The sequence below is a fragment of the Paenibacillus sp. JJ-100 genome (assembly GCF_948329825.1).
Lineage (GTDB): Bacteria > Bacillota > Bacilli > Paenibacillales > Paenibacillaceae > Paenibacillus.
Genome location: NZ_CAOJCM010000002.1, coordinates 1,384,403 through 1,404,786, shown reverse-complemented (window position 1 = coordinate 1,404,786; position 20,384 = coordinate 1,384,403). Strand labels below are relative to the sequence as shown.

General features: G+C 46.0%; 18 protein-coding genes. 16 read left to right on the top strand and 2 right to left on the bottom strand.

What is annotated here, in order from left to right; all coding sequences use genetic code 11:
- Positions 1 to 23: 23 nt before the first annotated feature.
- Complete coding sequence (locus PQG66_RS12995; RefSeq protein WP_272038078.1) at positions 24 to 539, top strand: adenine phosphoribosyltransferase; 516 nt, start codon at positions 24 to 26, stop codon at positions 537 to 539.
- Between the two features lie 220 nt (positions 540 to 759).
- Here the strand turns inward: PQG66_RS12995 and uraA are convergent, their stop codons facing one another.
- Entirely contained in the window at positions 760 to 2,076 is a 1,317-nt protein-coding gene (uraA, locus tag PQG66_RS12990; protein ID WP_272038077.1) for a uracil permease, read from the bottom strand.
- A gap of 314 nt (positions 2,077 to 2,390) precedes the next feature.
- Between uraA and PQG66_RS12985 the strand changes: the two genes are divergently transcribed.
- The 5 genes from PQG66_RS12985 (at position 2,391) to PQG66_RS12965 (ending at position 6,680) form a co-directional block, all read left to right on the top strand.
- Positions 2,391 to 4,568, top strand: coding sequence for a RelA/SpoT family protein (locus tag PQG66_RS12985; RefSeq protein WP_272038075.1), 2,178 nt, complete (start codon positions 2,391 to 2,393; stop codon positions 4,566 to 4,568).
- A gap of 12 nt (positions 4,569 to 4,580) precedes the next feature.
- A complete protein-coding gene (gene dtd, locus PQG66_RS12980) occupies positions 4,581 to 5,045 on the top strand; it encodes a D-aminoacyl-tRNA deacylase (protein ID WP_272038074.1) in 465 nt (154 codons plus the stop codon).
- A gap of 82 nt (positions 5,046 to 5,127) precedes the next feature.
- Positions 5,128 to 5,295 carry a hypothetical protein gene (locus PQG66_RS12975; RefSeq protein WP_272038073.1) on the top strand — a complete coding sequence of 56 codons (168 nt, stop codon included), beginning with the start codon at positions 5,128 to 5,130 and terminating at the stop codon, positions 5,293 to 5,295.
- Positions 5,296 to 5,581: 286 nt separating this feature from the next.
- Positions 5,582 to 6,088, top strand: coding sequence for a type 1 glutamine amidotransferase domain-containing protein (locus tag PQG66_RS12970; protein WP_272038072.1), 507 nt, complete (start codon positions 5,582 to 5,584; stop codon positions 6,086 to 6,088).
- Positions 6,089 to 6,230: 142 nt separating this feature from the next.
- A complete protein-coding gene (locus tag PQG66_RS12965; RefSeq protein WP_272038071.1) occupies positions 6,231 to 6,680 on the top strand; it encodes a hypothetical protein in 450 nt (149 codons plus the stop codon).
- 510 nt (positions 6,681 to 7,190) lie between these two features.
- Here the strand turns inward: PQG66_RS12965 and PQG66_RS12960 are convergent.
- A complete protein-coding gene (locus PQG66_RS12960; protein ID WP_272038070.1) occupies positions 7,191 to 7,334 on the bottom strand; it encodes a hypothetical protein in 144 nt (47 codons plus the stop codon).
- 207 nt (positions 7,335 to 7,541) lie between these two features.
- Between PQG66_RS12960 and hisS the strand changes: the two genes are divergently transcribed.
- The 10 genes from hisS to PQG66_RS12910 all read left to right on the top strand — a co-directional run bounded on the left by hisS (position 7,542) and on the right by PQG66_RS12910 (position 20,361).
- The gene (gene hisS / locus PQG66_RS12955; protein ID WP_272038069.1) at positions 7,542 to 8,795 is read left to right on the top strand and encodes a histidine--tRNA ligase; all 1,254 of its coding nucleotides are present in this window, start codon (positions 7,542 to 7,544) and stop codon (positions 8,793 to 8,795) included.
- A gap of 83 nt (positions 8,796 to 8,878) precedes the next feature.
- Positions 8,879 to 10,657 (top strand): aspartate--tRNA ligase, encoded by a 1,779-nt coding sequence (gene aspS / locus PQG66_RS12950; protein ID WP_272038068.1) that lies wholly within the window; start codon positions 8,879 to 8,881, stop codon positions 10,655 to 10,657.
- A gap of 18 nt (positions 10,658 to 10,675) precedes the next feature.
- Positions 10,676 to 11,428, top strand: coding sequence for a tRNA threonylcarbamoyladenosine dehydratase (locus PQG66_RS12945; protein WP_272038067.1), 753 nt, complete (start codon positions 10,676 to 10,678; stop codon positions 11,426 to 11,428).
- A 219-nt stretch (positions 11,429 to 11,647) separates the two neighbouring features.
- A complete protein-coding gene (locus PQG66_RS12940; RefSeq protein WP_272038065.1) occupies positions 11,648 to 12,946 on the top strand; it encodes an NCS2 family permease in 1,299 nt (432 codons plus the stop codon).
- Positions 12,947 to 12,985: 39 nt separating this feature from the next.
- Positions 12,986 to 14,806 carry an ABC transporter ATP-binding protein gene (locus PQG66_RS12935; RefSeq protein ID WP_272038064.1) on the top strand — a complete coding sequence of 607 codons (1,821 nt, stop codon included), beginning with the start codon at positions 12,986 to 12,988 and terminating at the stop codon, positions 14,804 to 14,806.
- Positions 14,807 to 14,960: 154 nt separating this feature from the next.
- On the top strand, positions 14,961 to 15,623 hold the full coding sequence (locus tag PQG66_RS12930; RefSeq protein WP_272038063.1) for a TetR/AcrR family transcriptional regulator: 663 nt from the start codon (positions 14,961 to 14,963) through the stop codon (positions 15,621 to 15,623).
- A gap of 12 nt (positions 15,624 to 15,635) precedes the next feature.
- Complete coding sequence (locus PQG66_RS12925) at positions 15,636 to 16,427, top strand: DUF4097 family beta strand repeat-containing protein (RefSeq protein WP_272038062.1); 792 nt, start codon at positions 15,636 to 15,638, stop codon at positions 16,425 to 16,427.
- Positions 16,428 to 16,435: 8 nt separating this feature from the next.
- On the top strand, positions 16,436 to 16,630 hold the full coding sequence (locus PQG66_RS12920; RefSeq protein WP_272038061.1) for a hypothetical protein: 195 nt from the start codon (positions 16,436 to 16,438) through the stop codon (positions 16,628 to 16,630).
- A 96-nt stretch (positions 16,631 to 16,726) separates the two neighbouring features.
- Positions 16,727 to 18,901 (top strand): HelD family protein, encoded by a 2,175-nt coding sequence (locus PQG66_RS12915; protein WP_272038060.1) that lies wholly within the window; start codon positions 16,727 to 16,729, stop codon positions 18,899 to 18,901.
- Positions 18,902 to 19,053: 152 nt separating this feature from the next.
- Positions 19,054 to 20,361: a replication-associated recombination protein A gene (locus tag PQG66_RS12910; RefSeq protein ID WP_272038059.1), complete on the top strand. Its 1,308-nt coding sequence runs from the start codon at positions 19,054 to 19,056 to the stop codon at positions 20,359 to 20,361.
- The last annotated feature ends 23 nt before the right edge of the window (positions 20,362 to 20,384 follow it).

The following is a 20,384-nucleotide window of genomic DNA, read 5'->3' as shown; positions in this document are numbered from 1 at the left end:
ATTTATTTTAGGAGGAGATTATTTTGGATTTTAAAGAGTATATTCGTGTCATTCCTGACTTTCCACAACCGGGAATCAGCTTCAAGGACATAACAACATTGTTGAAAGATGGTGAAATGTACCGCAATGCAATCAATGAACTGAAACAGATGGTTTCGGAACTCAAAATAGATGTCATTGCTGGACCTGAAGCACGCGGTTTCGTTGTGGGTGCCCCACTCGCATACGCTCTTGGCGTAGGGTTTGCTCCGATTCGTAAAAGTGGAAAATTGCCTGGAGCAACAATTGAAGCTGGATATGATCTCGAATATGGTAAGGATACGCTTGCAATGCATACCGATGCGATTGAAAAAGGACAAAATGTCTTGATTGCGGATGATCTGCTCGCTACGGGTGGAACGATTGCAACTTCCATCAATTTGATTGAACAATTGGGTGGTAATGTGGTTGGTGCGGCATTCCTGATTGAATTGGTAGATCTGAATGGCCGAGCTAAATTGCCTGAGAACATGAATGTATTCACATTGATGAACTACTAAGCAAGGAATCCTTTAAGGGTTGTAATGAGTCATGAAGGTTGACTTCCCTAGTTTCCCGGGAAATAATATACAGCATTAATGATTTGCAAAAAGCCTGCTTATCCAACATTTTGATGTTGGACAAGCAGGCTTTTTGAGTTGTACTTTTTGAAGAGGATATATGCAACTTTAATGTAGATGATCATACATAAATCACGTAATTCGTCATGGAACCATTTCTTTAGTCAGGTGTTTTCTCTGTGACGGGTTGCTTCTTGCTATCTTCGTTCAGTAAACCAAACATCTCAAACAGTTTGAACAACAGGCTGAGAACCATACCAACAATCGTAGCCAGTGCCATGCCTTTCAGATGTACACCATAGAAGGAAATTTCCGTACCGCTAAGTCCAATAACCAACACGAGAGTCGTCAGAAGCAAATTTGTAGGTTTAGCGAAATCAACTTTCTGTTCAACCAGGATACGTAACCCGGATGCTGCAATAACTCCGAACAGAAGCAGGGATACACCGCCCATAACAGGTACAGGTATGTTTGCAACAAGCGCTGAGAATGTTCCGGAGAAAGAGAGCAGGATAGCAAAGACAGCTGCACCGCCAATGACGTAAATGGAGTAGACACGAGTCAGAGCCATGACACCGATGTTCTCACCATAGGTTGTATTTGGTGTGGACCCCACGAAACCTGACAAAATTGTAGATACACCATTACCGAGCAGAGAACGATGCAGTCCAGGGTTTTTGGACAGATCTTTACCGACAATGCTACTTGTAACAAGTAAATGGCCGATATGCTCAACAATAACGACGAGAGCTACTGGCACAATCGTGAAGATTACTGACCAGTCAAAAGTAGGCGTAGTTACAGTTGGCAGAGAGAGGAAATCTGCGTTAGCGATGTTCTCTGTGTTCACTTCTTTCAGGAAGTAACCAAGTACATAACCGGACACAATCCCGATCAGGATATGTATGATTTTAGGGAAGCCACGGAAGGTTACCGCACCGATAACTGTGACTCCGAGGGTGACCATTGATAAAATAATGGGTTTGGCTTGAGGAACCCAATTCGGGTTGGTAACGGGATCTGAATTAATGAGGCCTGCCATCCCAGCGGCAACAGGTATAAGTTCCAGACCGATCAAAGCGACGATCGCGCCCATAACCGCTGGAGGGAATACAACGTTGATCCAGTCAGTACCGGCATATTTAATAATAAGAGCAACGAGACAGAATACGATACCTGTTACGATGAATGCTGCAAGAGCCATGGAGTAACCGTTCTCGGGATGACCTTTTAATACGACCATAACGGGGGCAATAAAAGCAAAGCTTGAGCCAAGATAGGCTGGGATTTTCCCTTTACACATCAGAATGTACAGCAGGGTACCAATTCCGTTCATTAACAGGATCATGCTTGGGTCTACCCCAAATAGGTTAGGAACTAAAACCGTACTACCAAACATAGCGAACAAATGCTGCAGACTCAATAATGCGCCGGGGCCTAATGGCATCTTGTCATTAACCTGAATTTCACGTTGCAAAGAATCTCATCTCCTTATCCGATACACAAACTTTCAATAGATTACAGAGTTTCTCTCAAATTAGCAATAAAAATTTTCATATTGGACCGTAAATCATGTGTTTATTCGAATTTTTTCTTCTATTTCTGCAAATTTCGGCAATAATGCTACACAACTGTACGTTATAAAAATTTGGATGAATGCTCTTATTCGTCAGCAGTTGACGGGAAACGAGCGAAGCGTCATAATTATAGGAAATTACTTTTACGGGGAACCTGTGTTGATGTACTATCACGGGTTCCATTTGGTATAGAAAGGACACGGAACAGATCAGAATGGGCATAGAGCAATTACTCGAGAAGGCCGGGGCATATATCAAAGAACCCGATCTGGTGCGCATACGAGAGGCTTATGAATTTGCTGATCAAGCCCACCACGGACAGACGCGAAAATCGGGAGAACCGTATATTCTGCATCCGCTTGCGGTTGCTGACATTGTTGTGAATATGCAGATGGACACCATCTCCATTATTGCAGCGCTTCTTCATGATGTGGTCGAGGACACTACGGTGTCGCTTGAAGAAATCCGCACTCATTTCGGCAATACGTGTGCCATGCTTGTTGACGGCTTGACGAAGCTGGAACGGATCCAGTTCCGGTCGAAGGAAGAACAGCAGAACGAGAACTATCGGAAAATGTTCATCGCCATGGCACAGGACATCCGTGTCATCGTGATTAAATTGGCTGACCGTCTGCATAATATGCGGACTCTTAAATTTCAATCGGAAGAAAGCCAGCGCCGGATCTCGTATGAGACGCTGGAGATTTTTTGTCCTATTGCAAACCGTCTGGGTATTTCTGCAATCAAATGGGAAATGGAGGACATCGCTCTCCGTTATTTGAATCCGCAGCAGTACTACCGTATTGCTAATTTGATGCATAAGAAGCGTGCGGAACGTGAGCAATATATCGACACGGTAATGGATGGCATTACGAGCAAGCTGGAAGAGATGGGCATTCAGGCTGACCTCTCTGGTCGTCCCAAACATATCTACAGTGTGTTCAAAAAAATGACGACCAAAAACAAGCAGTTCAACGAGATTTATGATCTGCTTGCGATTCGGATTATTGTTGATAATATCAAGGATTGTTACGCTACGCTCGGCATTATCCACACGTTATGGAAGCCTATGCCTGGAAGATTCAAGGACTATATCGCTATGCCAAAGGCGAATATGTATCAGTCCCTGCATACAACCGTAGTTGGCCCTAATGGTGAGCCGACCGAAGTGCAGATTCGTACTTGGGATATGCACCGTACGGCTGAGTTCGGTATTGCTGCACACTGGGCTTATAAAGAAGGAACTACACCAGGTACTCAGTTTGAAGATAAAATCACCTTCTTCAGGGAAATTCTTGAGCTTCAGAACGAAGCGCAAGATGCTTCAGAGTTCGTGGAGTCACTCAAAATGGATTTCTTCTCTGATCTGGTATTCGTATTTACCCCAAAAGGTGAAGTGATTGAACTTCCTAGCGGATCAGTACCGTTAGACTTTGCTTACCGTATTCATACCGAGGTGGGTAACCGAACTATCGGTGCCAAAGTCAATGGCCGAATCGTTCCACTCGACTACCATCTCAAAACAGGCGATATCATTGAAATTTTAACTTCGAAACATTCCTACGGCCCAAGTCAGGATTGGCTGAAAATCGCCAAGTCATCCCATGCCCGGACCAAGATTAAACAATGGTTTAAGAAGGAACGACGTGAAGAAAACGTGGAAAAAGGCCGGGAGAGCTGTGAGCGAGAGTTGAAACGTATGGGACTTGATCCTTCTGCGTGGATGACCGATGACAAGCTGATGGAAGCGGCGAAGAAGTTTGCGTTTAATGATATCGATGATATGTTAGCTGCGGTAGGATTTGGTGGGATCACAGCTGCTCAGATTGTTACGAAAGTAACAGAAAAACTCCGCAAGGAGCAGGAAGAGTCAAGTTTGCTGGAGTTAAATTCCGAGATGCGTGAACTGAAGCCAGCGCCTGAACGCAGAAATAGACCTACCAACGGCATCCGGGTTAAAGGCATTGATAACCTGCTCGTTCGTTTCGCACGGTGCTGTAACCCAGTGCCTGGAGATGATATCATCGGTTATGTTACACGCGGCCGCGGCGTTTCTGTGCACCGTAGTGACTGTCCGAATATTCCTTCAAGTGCGGACGGTGAAGAGGCAGCTCGGGTGATTGAGGTTGAATGGGAAGAAAATATCGAATCGAGTTACAGTGTCGATATTGAAATTACAGGACACGATCGTAATGGACTTCTCAATGAAGTGCTTCAAGCGGTTTCTGAAAGTAAAACCAATATTTCTGCCGTCACTGGACGAACGGATAAAAATAAATTGGCATTGGTGCACGTCACCATTCTGATTCGCAATACAGACCATCTACATTCCGTCGTGGAACGAATCAAACGGGTGAAGGATGTTTATTCAGTGCACCGGATCATGCAGTAAGGAGCCTATAGGATGAGAGTTCTTGTACAACGCTGTAAAGAGGCTCAGGTAACTGTGGGAGATGAATTGACAGGTAGAATTGAATCCGGTTTGATGCTACTTGTAGGCATTACTCATGAGGATACCGAGAAAGATGCCATCTATCTGGCAGAAAAAATTAGCGGTCTTCGCATATTTGAGGATGAACAGGAGAAGATGAACCTTAGTCTTCTGGATGTGGGGGGAGCTGTACTTTCGGTGTCCCAGTTTACGCTGTATGGTGATTGTCGCAAAGGAAAGCGACCAAGCTTTGCAGCAGCAGCCCGTCCAGATGTGGCTGAGCGGTTATATGAGACTTTTAACCAGCTGCTACGTGATAAGGGAATTCAAGTAGAAACAGGACGTTTCGGAGCAATGATGGACGTTTCATTTACGAACTGGGGTCCAGTCACTTTGATGGTTGAAAGTCCGGTTCATGATCGACCAGCGCATAATTGATCCGTAACAGGGCCATAATGAGGGAGAAGTAAACGTTATTGGAACGTTATATTCTCTGTTGTTCAAAGGAGTCTCCCTTACGATGCGCCAATCTGCGAAATCAACCAAAGCAAAAATTGAACCGCTGCTAATCCCGGGAAATATGACAGAATCACTTCATCTTGCCCATTCTGCAGCAACACGCGTTTCTTCGATGTGGATGTTGCAAACAACAGACAAAGACAGGCAGGATCATCATCCTCGTCCGTAATGTATACCCACTAAGGGGAGAGCGTTTAGTTTGTTTCAGATTTTTATAGTATGGATTTAGCTATCCAAAACTCAAGTCTCGATTGCTATGCGATCGGGGCTTTTTGCTGTCTATTGCTTTTTTCGCTAAAGCTCCAGATGCATATCTACAAAATCAATTCAGTTTGCATTGTTATAAATCAATCAGCTTAGGGTAATAACAAATCGAGGCAGTAACTAAGTGATCAAACATGATCAGCATGATCAGGATTAAACCGAATTCGAATACGGAAAGGAGAACATACATTATGAGTAAAGTTGCTTTTTTACTTGCAAATGATTTTGAAGATTCGGAGATGCAGGTACCGTACGATGAGGTGAAGAAAGCTGGACACGAAGTACACATTATCGGGCTAAAAGCCGGTGAAACACTGCAAGGTAAGGGAGGAAAAGTCTCTTATACAACGGATAAAGCCATCTCGGATGTTCGTTCCTCTGATTATGATGCCGTTGTGATCCCGGGCGGATCTTCACCTGAAAATTTGCGGACGGATACCGATATTTTGAAATTTGTAACGGAAATCAACGACGCGAAGAAACCCATCGCTGCGATCTGCCATGGTCCACAGATTTTGGCCAGTGCGGATTTGTTGAAAGGCCGCACCATTACATCATATCCACCGTTGAAGGATGATATGGTGAACGCTGGAGCAAAATTCATGGATCACGAAGCTGTAGTGGACGGGAACTACATCACATCTCGTACACCTGAAGATGAACCTGCGTTTGTTCGTGAACTGCTAAAAGTCATATAAATAGCGATAGGTTAACGATCCCGAGATTATGGAAATCTATTCATATACAATCATCATATCGAACATTGGTTACCTCGTGTCATTGAATCATTAGGTGTCACGTTGTCACGTTATATTACATTCCTAATAAGGAGGGTTTGACATGGCAAAACATATTCAGGCATACTTTCGGACGGAAGACGAGGCAGAAGGGGCTAGAACTTCATTGCAGACGTTTCGTACCGAACAGTTGGAAGTAGGTCAGCTGGATGCAGCAATCGGAAGGGATACACGAGTGATGATACCCCTAGTTCCGTATAACACAGCAGCAGGTGGCGTAGGAACGAACGGAGCAATGGGTGTAGGTGCAGCTCCCGGGGTTCCCGCCAGCGAAAATGTGATACCTGTCGTCTCGGATGTAGATCGTGAAGCTGAACGTGATCCCCGCAATCGCGTGAATCAAGATGGAGATATGCTTGATGCTGCCGATGTGACTACGGGCAATTATGATGATCTGCACTATGTTCTGTCCGCCAAAGTTAGAGATGAGGATTATGAGGAGATTATCCATAAGCTTCGTTCGAACCATGCCTATGTGGAAAAATTAGATTAGTATATAGATTTGAACTAGCCTTTACGCCGTCTGGGTATCATACTCGGTATTGCGTAAAGGCTTTTCGCATTCAGCTGATAAGGATATAGGTCATGTGCTGACTAAAAATAATATGATTTGTCGGATGAAATAAAGCGCTATCATTTTTGTAATATTACTGTAATATTAGTAACACAAGCCTTTAACAAAGTGTGTTTATAATAACAAACATGACCCCCTTTTTTTATATATTATTTGGACCTGCACACCGTGTGCAGGTTATTTTTTTATATCTTCAATGGCTAACGCTTGACTTTAGTACTGCGGTTCATTACAATCAGGAAATAATAACGTGATTGTAGTTAATTTATCGTTTGGAATACGATACCTGGATTTGATGACGGGACCAAGTACTCCGTACCCACAAGACCAGAGAGGAATCCCTGAGGCTGTAAGGATTCTCTTGATGAGCGGACGAATGACTTCCCTGAGAACAGACGGCGAACAAGGCAGATGTGTATTCTGCGGATACTAGTAGCCGGTCTGCGCATGACGTGCGTTATACGTAGAGCGGAAGAACGGTTTGATCTGAATGTTGTATTTCGTAACATTCTGACGACTGAAGACAACCTGAGCGGCTGTTAGATCAGGCTTCCGGAATGTGGGTGGTACCACGGGTGAATGTATACACAATCTCTCGTCCCTTTGTTTGCTTCGTTGAGCAAACAGGGAGAGGGATTTTTTTGTTCTTCAAGTTTATTCTCTCTGTACACCGGAACGTAGAGTGTAGAACTAATCTGAAGATGGTACTGCCATCGGAGTGGCTAAGTGTACATGTAGAAATAACGTTTACAGAAAAAAATCAATGCTGGAGGGATACAGATGGCTTTTCAGAAACCGACAGGAACACAGGATTTAATACCTGGTGCAGTCGAAAAGTGGCAATATGTAGAAGAAAAAGCACGTGATCTGTGCCGACGTTTTAATTACCGGGAGATTCGTACGCCGATCTTCGAGCAGACATCTTTGTTTGTTCGTGGAGTGGGAGAAACAACGGACATCGTGGAGAAAGAAATGTATACCTTTGACGACAAAGGCAATCGCAGTATGACCCTTCGGCCGGAAGGTACAGCAGGTGTGGTTCGTGCTTACGTAGAGAATAAGCTATATGGCGAACCAGATGTGAGCAAGCTGTATTATATCGGACCGATGTTCCGTTATGAACGTCCACAGGCGGGCCGTCAGCGTCAGTTCCATCAGTTCGGGGTTGAAGCTATAGGTGCACTGGACCCGGCGATTGACGCTGAGGTCATTGCACTTGGGTACCAATTCTGTGTAGAGTTGGGTCTGAAAGATGTGAAGGTGGAGATCAACTCCGTAGGTAATGCCAAGAGCCGTGCGGAATATCGTGAAACGCTGCTTGGATTCCTCAGACCGATGAAGGACAACCTTTGCAAAGATTGTCAGTCTCGTATAGAGCGTAACCCACTGCGTGTGCTGGATTGCAAAGTAGATCAAGACAAGTTCGTTGGTGCACCTTCCATTCTGGATAGTCTGGATGAGGAATCCCTCAGTCACTTTGCCAAGCTACAGGTGTATCTGGATGATTTCGGTGTAGACTACACGTTGAACAATCGCCTGGTGCGAGGGCTTGATTATTATACCCTGACGGCATTTGAGTTAAAAGCACAAGGTATTGGCGCTATTGATACTGTTGGCGGCGGGGGCAGATATAATGGTCTTGTTGGTGATATCGGTGGACCTGATCAGCCGGGTATCGGCTTCGGGATTGGTCTGGAGCGCATTCAGCTGATTCTGGAACATCAGAACATTGAAGTGACAACGCTGGCTCCGCTAGATGTATACTTTGTCGCTTTGGGTGAAGCAGCAGATCGCGAAGTGAATCGATTACTCTTCAACCTTCGACAATCTGGCTTGTCGGGTGAGCGCGATTATCTGGGCCGCAAAATGAAAGCACAGATGAAATCCGCAGACCGTTTCCAAGCCCGTTATACTGCAATCCTTGGGGATGATGAGCTGGAACGCGGCGAGATCGCATTGAAGAACATGGATACAGGTGAGCAGCAGACAGTGAAGCTGGATGATCTGGTGAACGTGGTACGCGGAAATAAATAAATGTTTAAATAACCGGGACAGTGTAACAAGGCTTCTGCCTGTCTGCACAGAACGGAAATTCACATAATGAGGAGTATAGGAATATGAAAAGAAGTCATCATTGCGGCGCATTAACAAACGCACACATCGGTGAAACCGTAACATTGAACGGCTGGGTACAGACCCGCCGTGACTTGGGAGGCGTACTTTTTATCGATCTGCGTGACCGCAGCGGTATTGTACAAGTTGTTTTTAACCCGGCGTATTCTGGAGAAGCCCTACAGATCGCAGATCGTGTACGTAGCGAATATGTCATTGCAGTAACGGGTAAAGTGGTTCAGCGGGATGCTGAGACTGTAAACAAAAATTTGCCGACAGGCGAAATTGAAGTCCAAATCACTGAGATCGAAGTGCTGAATGCAGCCAAAACACCTCCATTTTTCATTGAAGACGGTGTTGAGGTAGACGAGTCCTTGCGCTTGAAATATCGTTACCTGGACCTGCGTCGTCCGGAAATGTACGAAACGTTGAAGCTGCGCTCCAAAGCGTCCAAAGTGTTTCGTGACTTCCTGGATGGGGAAGACTTCGTAGAAGTGGAGACACCGATTCTGACGAAGAGCTCACCGGAAGGTGCGCGTGACTATCTTGTACCGAGTCGTGTACATGAAGGTGAATTCTTCGCATTGCCACAGTCCCCGCAAATTTACAAACAATTGCTGATGGTTGGCGGCCTGGAGCGTTACTACCAAATCGCTCGCTGCTTCCGTGACGAGGACTTGCGTGCAGACCGCCAGCCTGAGTTCACTCAAGTCGATATCGAGACGTCCTTCTTGCAGCAGGATGATCTGTTGCCGATGATGGAACAGCTGATGGCTAAATTGCTGCGTGAAACGAAAGGCATCGAGCTGGAACTGCCATTTCAACGGATTACGTATGCTGATGCAATGGGCAAATATGGTTCCGATAAACCGGATCTACGCTTTGGCCTAGAACTAATTGAGATGAACGATATCGTAGCCAATAGCGGAGTAAAAGTGTTCGCTTCAGTCATCGAAAAAGGCGGCGAAGTGAAAGTATTGAATGCTAAAGGCTGTGGTACATGGAGCCGTAAAGAGATCGATGAACTCGGAACATACGCTTCTCGTTATGGTGCTAAAGGTCTGGCATGGATTCAAGTGAAAGACGGCGAGTTCAAAGGGCCAATCGTGAAGTTCTTCACACCGGAAGAGATTGAAGCGGTAAAAGAACGCACAGGCGCTGAAGAAGGTGACTTGCTGCTCTTCTCCGCGGATACTAAAAAAGTAGTTGCTGACGTACTCGGGGCTCTCCGTCTGAAAATCGGACGTCAACTTGGCCTGATCGATGACAGCAAATTCAAATTTGCTTGGGTGGTGGATTTCCCACTTCTCGGCTATGATGAAGAAGCGAAACGTTATGTGGCAGAACACCATCCGTTCACACGTCCAAAAGACGAAGATGTACACCTGTTCGATACGGACCCAGGCAGCATTCGTGCTCAAGCTTATGACCTTGTTCTGAACGGTTACGAAGTAGGTGGCGGTTCGATGCGTATCTACAAACGTGATGTGCAGGAGAAAATGTTTGCTGCACTTGGACTTACACCAGAAGTAGCCAACGATAAATTCGGTTATTTGCTCGAAGCATTCGAATATGGTACACCACCACATGGCGGTATTGCATTTGGTTTGGACCGTCTCGTGATGTTGCTGGCAGGTCGCACGAACCTGCGTGAAACGATTGCCTTCCCGAAAACGGCAAGTGCAACCGATCTGCTGATGAATGCACCTTCCGAAGTAGATGGATCACAGCTTGAACAGCTTCATATCCGTGTAGCCCGTAAACCGGTCGCGGAAAAGAAATAAAGGAGGCATCGATTCTCAATGCTCCATCAATTTTCAAGAACAGAGCTGGCCATCGGACCTGAAGGTCTGAATGCACTCAAAAATAGCACAGTAGCGGTACTCGGGATCGGTGGTGTGGGTGGTATTGCGGTAGAAGCACTTGCCCGCAGCGGTGTTGGCCGAATCATCCTGATTGACAAAGATGTAGTGGATATTACCAATATCAACCGTCAGATTCATGCACTCACAACTACTGTTGGTCAGAAAAAAGCTGACCTGATGGTAGAGCGAGTGAAATTGATCAATCCGGAATGTGACGCCATTGCGCTGAACATGTTTTATACCGAAGAAACGTATGAGGAATTATTTAAGTACGAGCTGGATTATGTACTGGATGCTTCCGATACGATCATCTACAAAATCCATCTCATTAAAGAGTGCCTGAAACGCAAAATTCCTGTGATTTCCAGCATGGGAGCGGCAAATAAAATGGATCCGACGAAATTCCAGGTTGCGGATATTTCAAAAACGTCCATGGACCCGATTGCCCGTGTAGTACGCACCAAACTGCGTAAAGATGGGATTAAAAAAGGGGTAAAGGTAGTATTCTCGACTGAGGAGCCGCTCAAGCCGCGTGCAGACGTAACACAGAAAATTGTGCCTGAGAATGCACCGGAGATTCGTAAGGCCAAACAGCCACCAGCGAGCAATGCTTTTGTTCCGCCGGTAGCTGGGCTAATTATGGTCAGCGTGGCTGTGAAAGACTTAATTGAACAAGCTGAGAAGCAATAGAGGTTAGACGAGTGATGTGTCTGATGAGATAGAAAAAGAGTCAACGAATTCAAAGCGCAGGTGCTAAAGTACCTGCGCTTTTTTATGTCTGCTGTTTCCATATACTTCATAATAAAAACGGTGTATGATATGGGGTGCTGTGCTATGCGATACATAAATACTTACATTGATATAAGTTGAACCGGGCATAAACATGCAGCCAGAGAGGGGAATAGACAAATGAAACACAGTTGGATGTCCAGAAGACTGGGCATGGAGCCAGAAGATCAATGGAGGAAGGAGATTGTGGCGGGGGCCATCTCTTATTTTGCCGTCGTCTATATCGTGATGGTGAATGCAACCATTCTTGCGGATGCGGGAATGCCGTTGCAAGCGGCTATGGTGGGCACGTTGCTCACATCCATAGCAGGATGTTTACTTATGGCATTCGGTGGGAAATCACCCATTGTGGTTGTACCAGGGATGGGGATCAATGCATTTTTCACGTATACACTTGTGCACTCCATGCAATTAACATGGCAAGAAGCGCTGGCTGTAGTCGCCGTTACGGGTGTGTTGTTTGCCATTGTCGCCTTTACGTCGTTATATAAAATGATCAGTGAAGCTATCCCGAAAAATTTGCAGCATGGGATCACAGTCGGGATTGGATTATTTTTAACCTTTATCGGATTGCAAAAGAGCAGTATTGTTATTGCTCATCAAACGACATTTGTGGCAATTGGACATTTCAATGACCCCAATGTTATTACAGCGTGTGTAACACTGGTACTGGCTATAATTTTATTTATCCGAAATGTACAGGGTGGATTACTGATCAGTATTCTGGTCGGCACAGGACTTGCTTATGTGTTAGGAGCGGTTCAGCCTGGCGAAGCTGTATCTGCCATGGACGCCATGCGGCAATACAGCAGTCTATTTGGTCAATTGTCCCTGATGAAGCTAGCGGATATTGCATTCTGGATTGCAGTATTTCTATTGTTATTAATTGTCGTGTTTGAAAATATAGGACTTATTACGGCGCAGACGAATATGATTGGCCGTCCGGAACGGTTCAAGGGCAGTCTGCGTGCATTATCATTGAGTACGGTGTTAGCAGGTATTTTCGGTAGCAGTCCACCGGTAGCAGCAGCGGAGACAACAGCAGGTATTGCTGCAGGTGGCCGTACGGGGTTAACTCCGCTCGTGACAGCCGTGCTGTTCGGCGCGACCTTTTTCTTCATACCGCTGCTCGGGTATATTCCCGACAGTGCAATCGCTCCTATTTTAATTATCATCGGGGGATTGATGGTGCAAGGTGTCAAAGATATGGATTTTAGCGATTTTACCGAAGCGTTCCCGGCATTCCTCATTATGGTCATGATTCCTTTTACGTACAGCATTGTGGACGGTATGGCCTTCGGATTTATCGCATACCCACTGGCAAAACTGGCTGCTGGAAAAGGGAAGAAAGTGCCTGTGGTCATGTACGGCATTTCGATTCTGTTCCTGGCGAATTTTGTTCTGCATGGTATTTTGTAAAAACGTACGTGTAAAGATAGAGAATGGGAGGAACGGGAAATGGAAGAACAGCAACATCTAAAGTCGGAATCTGATGTGACAAAAGTAGGAAAAAAGGGATTCAAGGATTTTGCCAAGCTTATCGCTTCTACGAACCCGCCCAAACTGATTCTCATTCTGGCACTCATCTTGACGTTGATTCAAACGACGGCCGGATTAATTGTACCTTTGATGACTAAAGGCCTTATTGACGGGCTGACCACATCAGCGCTGAACAAATCGGTTATTTTTCTGCTACTCGGGGCGTTTGTCATCCAAGCGATCGCTTCAGGTATTAGTATCTACATGTTGAATTATGCCGGACAGCGTGTGGTAGCGACCCTTCGTACCAAGCTATGGAACAAAGTGTTGTCCCTGCGTATGCCGTATTTTGACCGTAATCGTACAGGGGATACGATGAGCCGGATTACGAATGATACTAGCCAGATTATGACACTGATTGCCGACTATCTTGTGTCATTTGTCTCCAATATCGTTGCGGTCATTGGTGGCGTAGCTCTTCTTTTTTATTTGGATTGGGTGATGTCGCTCATCATTTTGAGTCTAATCCCGCTGACGATGCTGATTCTTCTGCCGGTGGGGAGGAAAATGTATAAAATCTCCAAGAAACAGCAGGATGAGATGGCTGGACTTACGTCTGTCCTCAGTCAGGTTATAAGTGAGATTCGCCTGGTGAAGGCTTACGGAACGGAGAAGCAAGAAGCAGAAGCCGGAGATTCCCGAATACGCAAAATGTTTGCGTTTGGCTTGCAGGAAGCGCGAATTCTAGCGTTGATCGGGCCGCTGTTTACGTTTGTGATGACCGCTGTGCTGGTTGTTATTCTGGGTGTAGGGGGGATGCGTGTAGCATCAGGACTATTATCGCCGGGAGAATTGGTTGCTTTCATTCTACTGCTCTTCCAGGTCATCATGCCAATGGGGCAGTTCACCACCCTATATTCACGTTTGCAAAAAGTAGTCGGCGCCACCGAACGTATTCAGTCGATTCTTGCCGAAAATGAGGAACCGGATCACAGCACAAAACACGCTCCCCCAGGAAATGAGACCATTGCCTTTCACAATGTACATTTCTCCTATATTACGGGTGAAGAAGTGTTGCACGGCATCAATCTCACTGTTCCAACTCGGAAAGTAACAGCAATCGTTGGTCCGAGCGGCAGTGGAAAGTCTACACTGTTCTCATTGCTAGAGCAGTTCTACCTTCCCGATTCGGGTCATATTTCGTATGGAAGTCAGGCTATAACGGAGTATTCGTTGTCCTCGTGGCGTAACAAGATTGGGTATGTATCTCAGGAAAGTCCGCTGATGGCAGGCACAATTAAAGACAATATCACGTACGGTCTGGATCGACCGGTAACGTTAGACGAGATTAAACAAGCGGCAGAGATGGCATATTCAGCTGACTTTATCAACCAACTTCCGCAAGGTTATGACACGGAAGTTGGCGAACGAGGAATCAAATTATCCGGTGGCCAGCGTCAGCGGATTGCTATCGCGCGAGCGCTGCTACGGAGCCCTGACATTCTGATGCTGGATGAAGCAACCTCCAGTCTGGACAGTACGTCGGAATACGAAGTACAACAGGCCTTATCCAATCTCATGGAGGGCCGAACTACGATTGTTATTGCCCACCGACTGTCTACGGTTGTCGATTCTGATCAAATTGTTGTTTTGGAGCATGGGCATGTTACAGGAACGGGAACACATACGGAATTAATCAGTACACATCCGGTATACCGCGAACTAGCACAAAAACAGTTTGTATCTCAGGATGAGGAGAGCATAGAAGCTGGTAGCGGTAAAATGCCAACCGAACACTAACACGGGTTACAAAGAAAGAAGGATTTTCGTCATTACCTGCGAGGTAATACAACGGGAATCCTTTTTTATTTCGTTGAAATTCCTCATATTGACAGTAAGACCAACATACCCTATATTAAGGATACCGACCGTTGGTATGTATAAGGAGGCAGTTATGGCTAGAAATAAATATCCTGAACAGACTCTAGATCAGATCTTGGCTGTTTCAACAAAGATGTTCACCGAAAAGGGATACGAGAAAACGAGCATTCAGGACATTATAGATGAACTAGGCATGTCTAAGGGTGCTATATACCATCATTTCAAGTCTAAGGAGGATATTCTTAGTGCAGTGATGGAGAAGGAGCTTGGGCGAGCGGAAGACATGTTTATGGAGCTCATTCAAAATACACATGCCCCTGATGCAAGACAGAAGCTTATTAGCGTTTTGGAAAATATTATCGTTGATCCCGGAATTCAATCCAATTCAATTGATCAGGTTCTAAGTACTCAGATCAAGAATCCACAGTTTATACTGGGTGGAATCAGAAAAGGTGTTTTGAAAGATGCACGAATTATTGCCGATATCATGGAACAAGGCAAGAGTGATGGATCGATCTCTGTTGAATATCCGCTGGAGTGCGCTGAGATCTTCATGCTGCTCGTTAATATCTGGATTAATCCTCTTCTTTTTGGACGGGATCAGGCACAGACGCAGGAAAGGCTCAGGTTTTTGCAATATATGATGAGACTTCTTGGCGCGGATATCGTAAGTGATCAACTTATTCAACGGATTACCAATCGGCATGCCAACACAGGAGGTTATGTGGATGGTTAGGAGAGGGGAAACGTGTTGAAAAGCAGCGAACTTCGTCTCTGCAAAACGTTAGATGTGGATCAGTCTATAGATGATATTGATGTGGATTGGTTGTCCGGCGATATTCATGTACGTTTAAGCGAGGATGAATTCATTCACGTTATACAGTATGCCGATAAACGTTATTCTGAGCGAAAGTTAATGCAATACCGTATTAACGGCAATCAATTAAGTATTGTAGATGGGCGAAAAAAGGGAGGTTTCATCGGATTTAATATCGGCCGGACCGCTCTGGAGATCCAAGTACCTCATCGTATTATGAACTCCATTTTAGTCAAGATGACAGGAGGTCAGCTTGGGCTGAAGGGCATTCGAGCCAATCGTTGTCAATGTAAAGTCACTTCAGGTAGTCTAGCCATGTCCGGAACTATGGAAAAACTTGAAGTGTACGCAACTGCCTCAGATATCTACGCGGATCAGATAAAAGCAAATAGGTTCGTTCTTCACTCCAGTTCATCCAAGATTGAGATTACAGGAGAATTTCAGCATGTGGAATCCAAAGCTACGGGGAGAACGCTTTTGATGGAATGTCTCCAAACGCCAAATAGCTTCCATTCTATATCCACCGGGATGAAGGCTGTGGTTCGCATTCCAGATCGAGAAGGCTTTGAAGTGCAGCTAAACGAAAGATCAGGTTCATTGAAAAGTGATTTTGAACTGACTCCTCTACAGAGCGAACACAAACGATTCTCATATAACAATGGAGAAAAGCAATTCTATATTGATATTCGTGGGGGATCCTTTCATTTGAAAAGAAGAAGCTGAATCATCCCTTGAACATTGAAGGAGGCATGCATATGGCAGGCTGGATTGTAGGTATAACTTTTTCCTCAATCGTACTACTTATAGGGATCTACGGTGTAATGAATAGCAGACGCAAGGGTGTTAGAAATAAATGGGCTTGGTGGTTTGTTTTGTTTGGTTGCTGTGCACTTGTTAGTGCAGTAATTAATTATCAATTCAAGTAGCTTTCGGTTGACCTATATGATATATTAAATATCCTTTTGCATTGCGTGGTACAGGTGGTGCGGGGTAATTAATGATTCTTAGGAGGTAACTGAAACATGTCAGACAGCTTTCAAAGTGCCTATCAAGAAGAAGAGTACAGGTTAGAGCGAACCATGGAAGAAGTGGACCGCCAGCTCGAACGGCTGCGGAATATCCCGGTGTATACGGGCCATGATTTCACGGAGCAAGTGCTGGAAGCCGGACGTGAAGAACGCCGGAGTGCCTTGTCCAAGAGCGCGCAACAACCCTATTTCGGACGCTTGGATTTCGAAGAGCAGGGCAGTGGTGAACGGAAACCGCTGTATATTGGCAAAATCGGTGTAGACCGCGAAGAGGTCGGTGAGCATCCGCTTGTCATCGATTGGCGCGCTCCTGTCGCGAGCCTGTTTTACTCGTTTACCGGAGGCGAGGCCTCTGCAACGTATGAAGCCCCCGAAGGTCTGATTGAAGGTCTGGTGTATTTGAAGCGAAATGTGGTGATCCGTCAGCGCATATTGGAACGAGTCGCAGATACATATAACCGGGACAGTGACCAGCCGGCCGTATCCGATGAATTTCTGGTGTATCGCCTTGGCGAGAACAAGGACAACAAATTGCGAGATATCGTATCCACGATTCAAGCCGAGCAGGATCAGATCATTCGTGCGGCGAGAAACACCGCGTTGATCATTCAGGGGGTTGCTGGATCAGGGAAAACAACGGTTGCCCTGCATCGCCTTGCTTTTTTGTTATACCAGTATAAAGAACAGGTGTCAGCGGAAAAGATGGTTATTTTTGCACCCAATCATATGTTCCTCGACTACATCTCGGATGTGTTGCCAGAGCTTGGTGTAGGGGATATTCAGCAGCGTACGTTTCCCGATTGGGCCATGAATCTGCTGGGGCTGGATATGCCGCTTGCGGATGCGTCCGAGACGCTAAATACATGGTTTGAAACCCCTGCCACACGACCTGAACTCACTGATGATGTTCCCGGACGTTACAAAGGCTCGATTCGTTTCATGGAATTGATTCGGGAGTGGTTATCGGGGATGGAAGAGGCTTCAGTGCCGGATATGGATTTCATTCCTTGGGATGGAGCAGTGCTCAGCAAACCAGAGATTGAGAACTGGTTTGGGACGGAGTACAAACACTATCCGCTGGCCAAACGCAAAGAGCGGGTCATGGCACGTATTCATCGGTGGATTGAGATGGAGCTGAAAAAGCCGATGCCGGAAAGCTTGCGTAAAGAGCGCAAGAAAAAGGCAGCAACCCGGGAGAAAGCTTATGCAAAAAAGTGGCCTGAGTACAATCCATTGACACTGTACAAACAACTGTTTAAAGCAGCGAAAGGTGGCTCGGTACCTGCTTCTCTTAGCAGCTTGATACCTAAAGCGATCATGAAACAGACAGGTACAGATCTGAAACAAGACGTTATTCGGGAAGAAGATCTGCCAGCACTGGTCTATATCCATACGTTGGTTCATGACATTGAAGGATCAGAGCGTTTTGATCACGTTGTTATTGATGAAGCCCAGGATTTTTCTCCATTTCATGTTGCGCTGCTAGATCAGTTTGTCAAAGGACATTCTTTTACCATTCTGGGAGACTTGTCTCAAGGTATTCATGAGTACCGTGGTGTTCATGCGTGGGAAGAGATGAGTTCGCTGTTTCCGGAAGAGCAGAATGCTTACTTTGCTTTAACTCGAAGCTACCGTTCGACGATGGAGATCATCGATTATGCCAATACCATTCTGGAACAGGGTGTAAAGAGCGGCATTACGGCGATTCCCGTGTTCCGGAGTGGTGATCCGGTGCGCACGCTTGCTTATGGAAGTGAAGGTCGGATCGGAAGTTTAGGGCGAGCACTTCAAGTGCTTACCTCTAAAGACTATCGGACAGTCTCGATCCTGACGCGAACGCTTCATGAAGCCGAGGAACTTCACCGTGAGCTACAAGCGGAGGGCTGGGATATGAACCTCATCGACGGAGGGAAAAAGCAGTATAGCGGCGGACATTCCATTTTACCTGTGTATTTGTCTAAAGGGCTGGAATTCGATGCGGCTATTGTGGCAGACGTTGATCAGCAGCATTATAAGCCTGGTGCAGGTGATGCGAAACTGCTCTATGTTGGCTGTACGCGGGCTTTGCATGAATTGTGGTTATTCCATGACGGCAACATGCCGGAATATGCTGCCGCAACGCACAATCCCGAGGGAGAGCAGGTAACGATTCAGGGCTGGCCGGAATAGATATAAGAAAGGCATGACGGGTTTAATTCCTGGCGCATGCCTTTTTTTGTTGAGTTCTGCGAATCCCTAAACTGCCGTCATTGTTGTACTGTCTGGCTATGAAGTATATGATTAGTAATGAACAGGATATCCGTTAAGGAAGTGATATAACCATGGATTTATTTTCGTTTCAACAAGATACACAACCTCAGGCCAGACTGCTGGCAGACCGCATGCGGCCAGAGCATCTGGATGAATATATAGGTCAGGAACATATTATCGGACCCGGCAAATTACTGCGCCGAGCTATTGAGGCGGATCAGATCTCATCCATTTTACTGTACGGCCCGCCGGGATGTGGCAAGACAACCCTTGCTCATATTATCTCTCAGCACACGCAGGGGCAATTCGTACGATTAAATGCCGTGGATGCATCCGTAAAGGACGTACGCGAAGTGATCGAGCAGGCGCAGACGAATAAACAGTTGTACGGAACCAAAACGATTTTGTTCCTTGACGAGGTACATCGGTTTAACAGTTCACGTCAAGATGCGCTGTTGCCCGCAGTAGAGAAGGGTACGATTATTTTTATCGGGGCAACGACAGAGAACCCTTTTCATTATGTAAACGGGGCCTTGATGAGCCGTTCTACTCTATTCCAGCTGGAGTCGCTGAACAAGGAGCACTCCCTGATTGCTATGCGCAGAGCGCTAACAGACGCGGACAAAGGTCTAGGGTTTATGGAACTGCAAGCGGATGATGAAGCGCTGGCACACATTGCTACGATGGCGAATGGTGATATTCGGCGGGCATTAAATGCACTAGAGCTTGCCGCGCTAACGACACCACCCGAGCAGGATGGAAAGGTGCACATCACGCTGGCTGTCGCAGAAGAGTCGATTCGCCGTCCGATTGTTAAGGCAGACGAGTCCACACAGTATGACGTATTGTCTGCTTTTCACAAAAGTATCCGCGGTTCGAGTGATGCGGCGCTGTTTTGGTTCCTGTATGCGGTCGAGAAGCTGGGCATGGACCCGATGACGTTCATTCGCCGCCTCATTGCAGCAAGCAGTGAGGACATTGGACTTGCGAATCCGCAGGCGATGACTCAGGCCATTGGAGCACTGGATGCGTACCGGAATAACGGCTGGCCCGAAGCTAAGTTAAATATTGCGCAAGCGATCTTATTTGCGGTAGAAAGTCCGAAATCTAATGCGGTATATACGGCCATATCCAAGGCGATGAGTGCCATTGATGAGGTGAAGTCGGCCGAAGTTCCACTGCATTTGAGAGATACTCACTACTCAGGAGCTGCGAAGCTGGGACATGAGGGATATCAATATCCGCATAACTATCCGGGACATTATGTGAAACAGGAATACTTACCGAAGCAGCTGTCTCGCAGAGTCTTCTATGAAGCAACAGAGCAAGGAAATGAGTCGAAGATCAGACTGAATCAACAGCGGCGGAGAGGGCTGTAATCCCGCTTTACAGCAACTTGATC

What these genes read in the sequence shown, in the direction of transcription:
- PQG66_RS12985 (WP_272038075.1), top strand. Translation starts at nt 2,391, where the DNA reads ATGGGCATAGAGCAATTACTCGAGAAGGCCGGGGCATATATCAAAGAA.
- dtd (WP_272038074.1), top strand. Translation starts at nt 4,581, where the DNA reads ATGAGAGTTCTTGTACAACGCTGTAAAGAGGCTCAGGTAACTGTGGGA.
- PQG66_RS12975 (WP_272038073.1), top strand. Translation starts at nt 5,128, where the DNA reads ATGCGCCAATCTGCGAAATCAACCAAAGCAAAAATTGAACCGCTGCTA.
- PQG66_RS12970 (WP_272038072.1), top strand. Translation starts at nt 5,582, where the DNA reads ATGAGTAAAGTTGCTTTTTTACTTGCAAATGATTTTGAAGATTCGGAG.
- PQG66_RS12965 (WP_272038071.1), top strand. Translation starts at nt 6,231, where the DNA reads ATGGCAAAACATATTCAGGCATACTTTCGGACGGAAGACGAGGCAGAA.
- hisS (WP_272038069.1), top strand. Translation starts at nt 7,542, where the DNA reads ATGGCTTTTCAGAAACCGACAGGAACACAGGATTTAATACCTGGTGCA.
- aspS (WP_272038068.1), top strand. Translation starts at nt 8,879, where the DNA reads ATGAAAAGAAGTCATCATTGCGGCGCATTAACAAACGCACACATCGGT.
- PQG66_RS12945 (WP_272038067.1), top strand. Translation starts at nt 10,676, where the DNA reads ATGCTCCATCAATTTTCAAGAACAGAGCTGGCCATCGGACCTGAAGGT.
- PQG66_RS12940 (WP_272038065.1), top strand. Translation starts at nt 11,648, where the DNA reads ATGAAACACAGTTGGATGTCCAGAAGACTGGGCATGGAGCCAGAAGAT.
- PQG66_RS12935 (WP_272038064.1), top strand. Translation starts at nt 12,986, where the DNA reads ATGGAAGAACAGCAACATCTAAAGTCGGAATCTGATGTGACAAAAGTA.
- PQG66_RS12930 (WP_272038063.1), top strand. Translation starts at nt 14,961, where the DNA reads ATGGCTAGAAATAAATATCCTGAACAGACTCTAGATCAGATCTTGGCT.
- PQG66_RS12915 (WP_272038060.1), top strand. Translation starts at nt 16,727, where the DNA reads ATGTCAGACAGCTTTCAAAGTGCCTATCAAGAAGAAGAGTACAGGTTA.
- PQG66_RS12910 (WP_272038059.1), top strand. Translation starts at nt 19,054, where the DNA reads ATGGATTTATTTTCGTTTCAACAAGATACACAACCTCAGGCCAGACTG.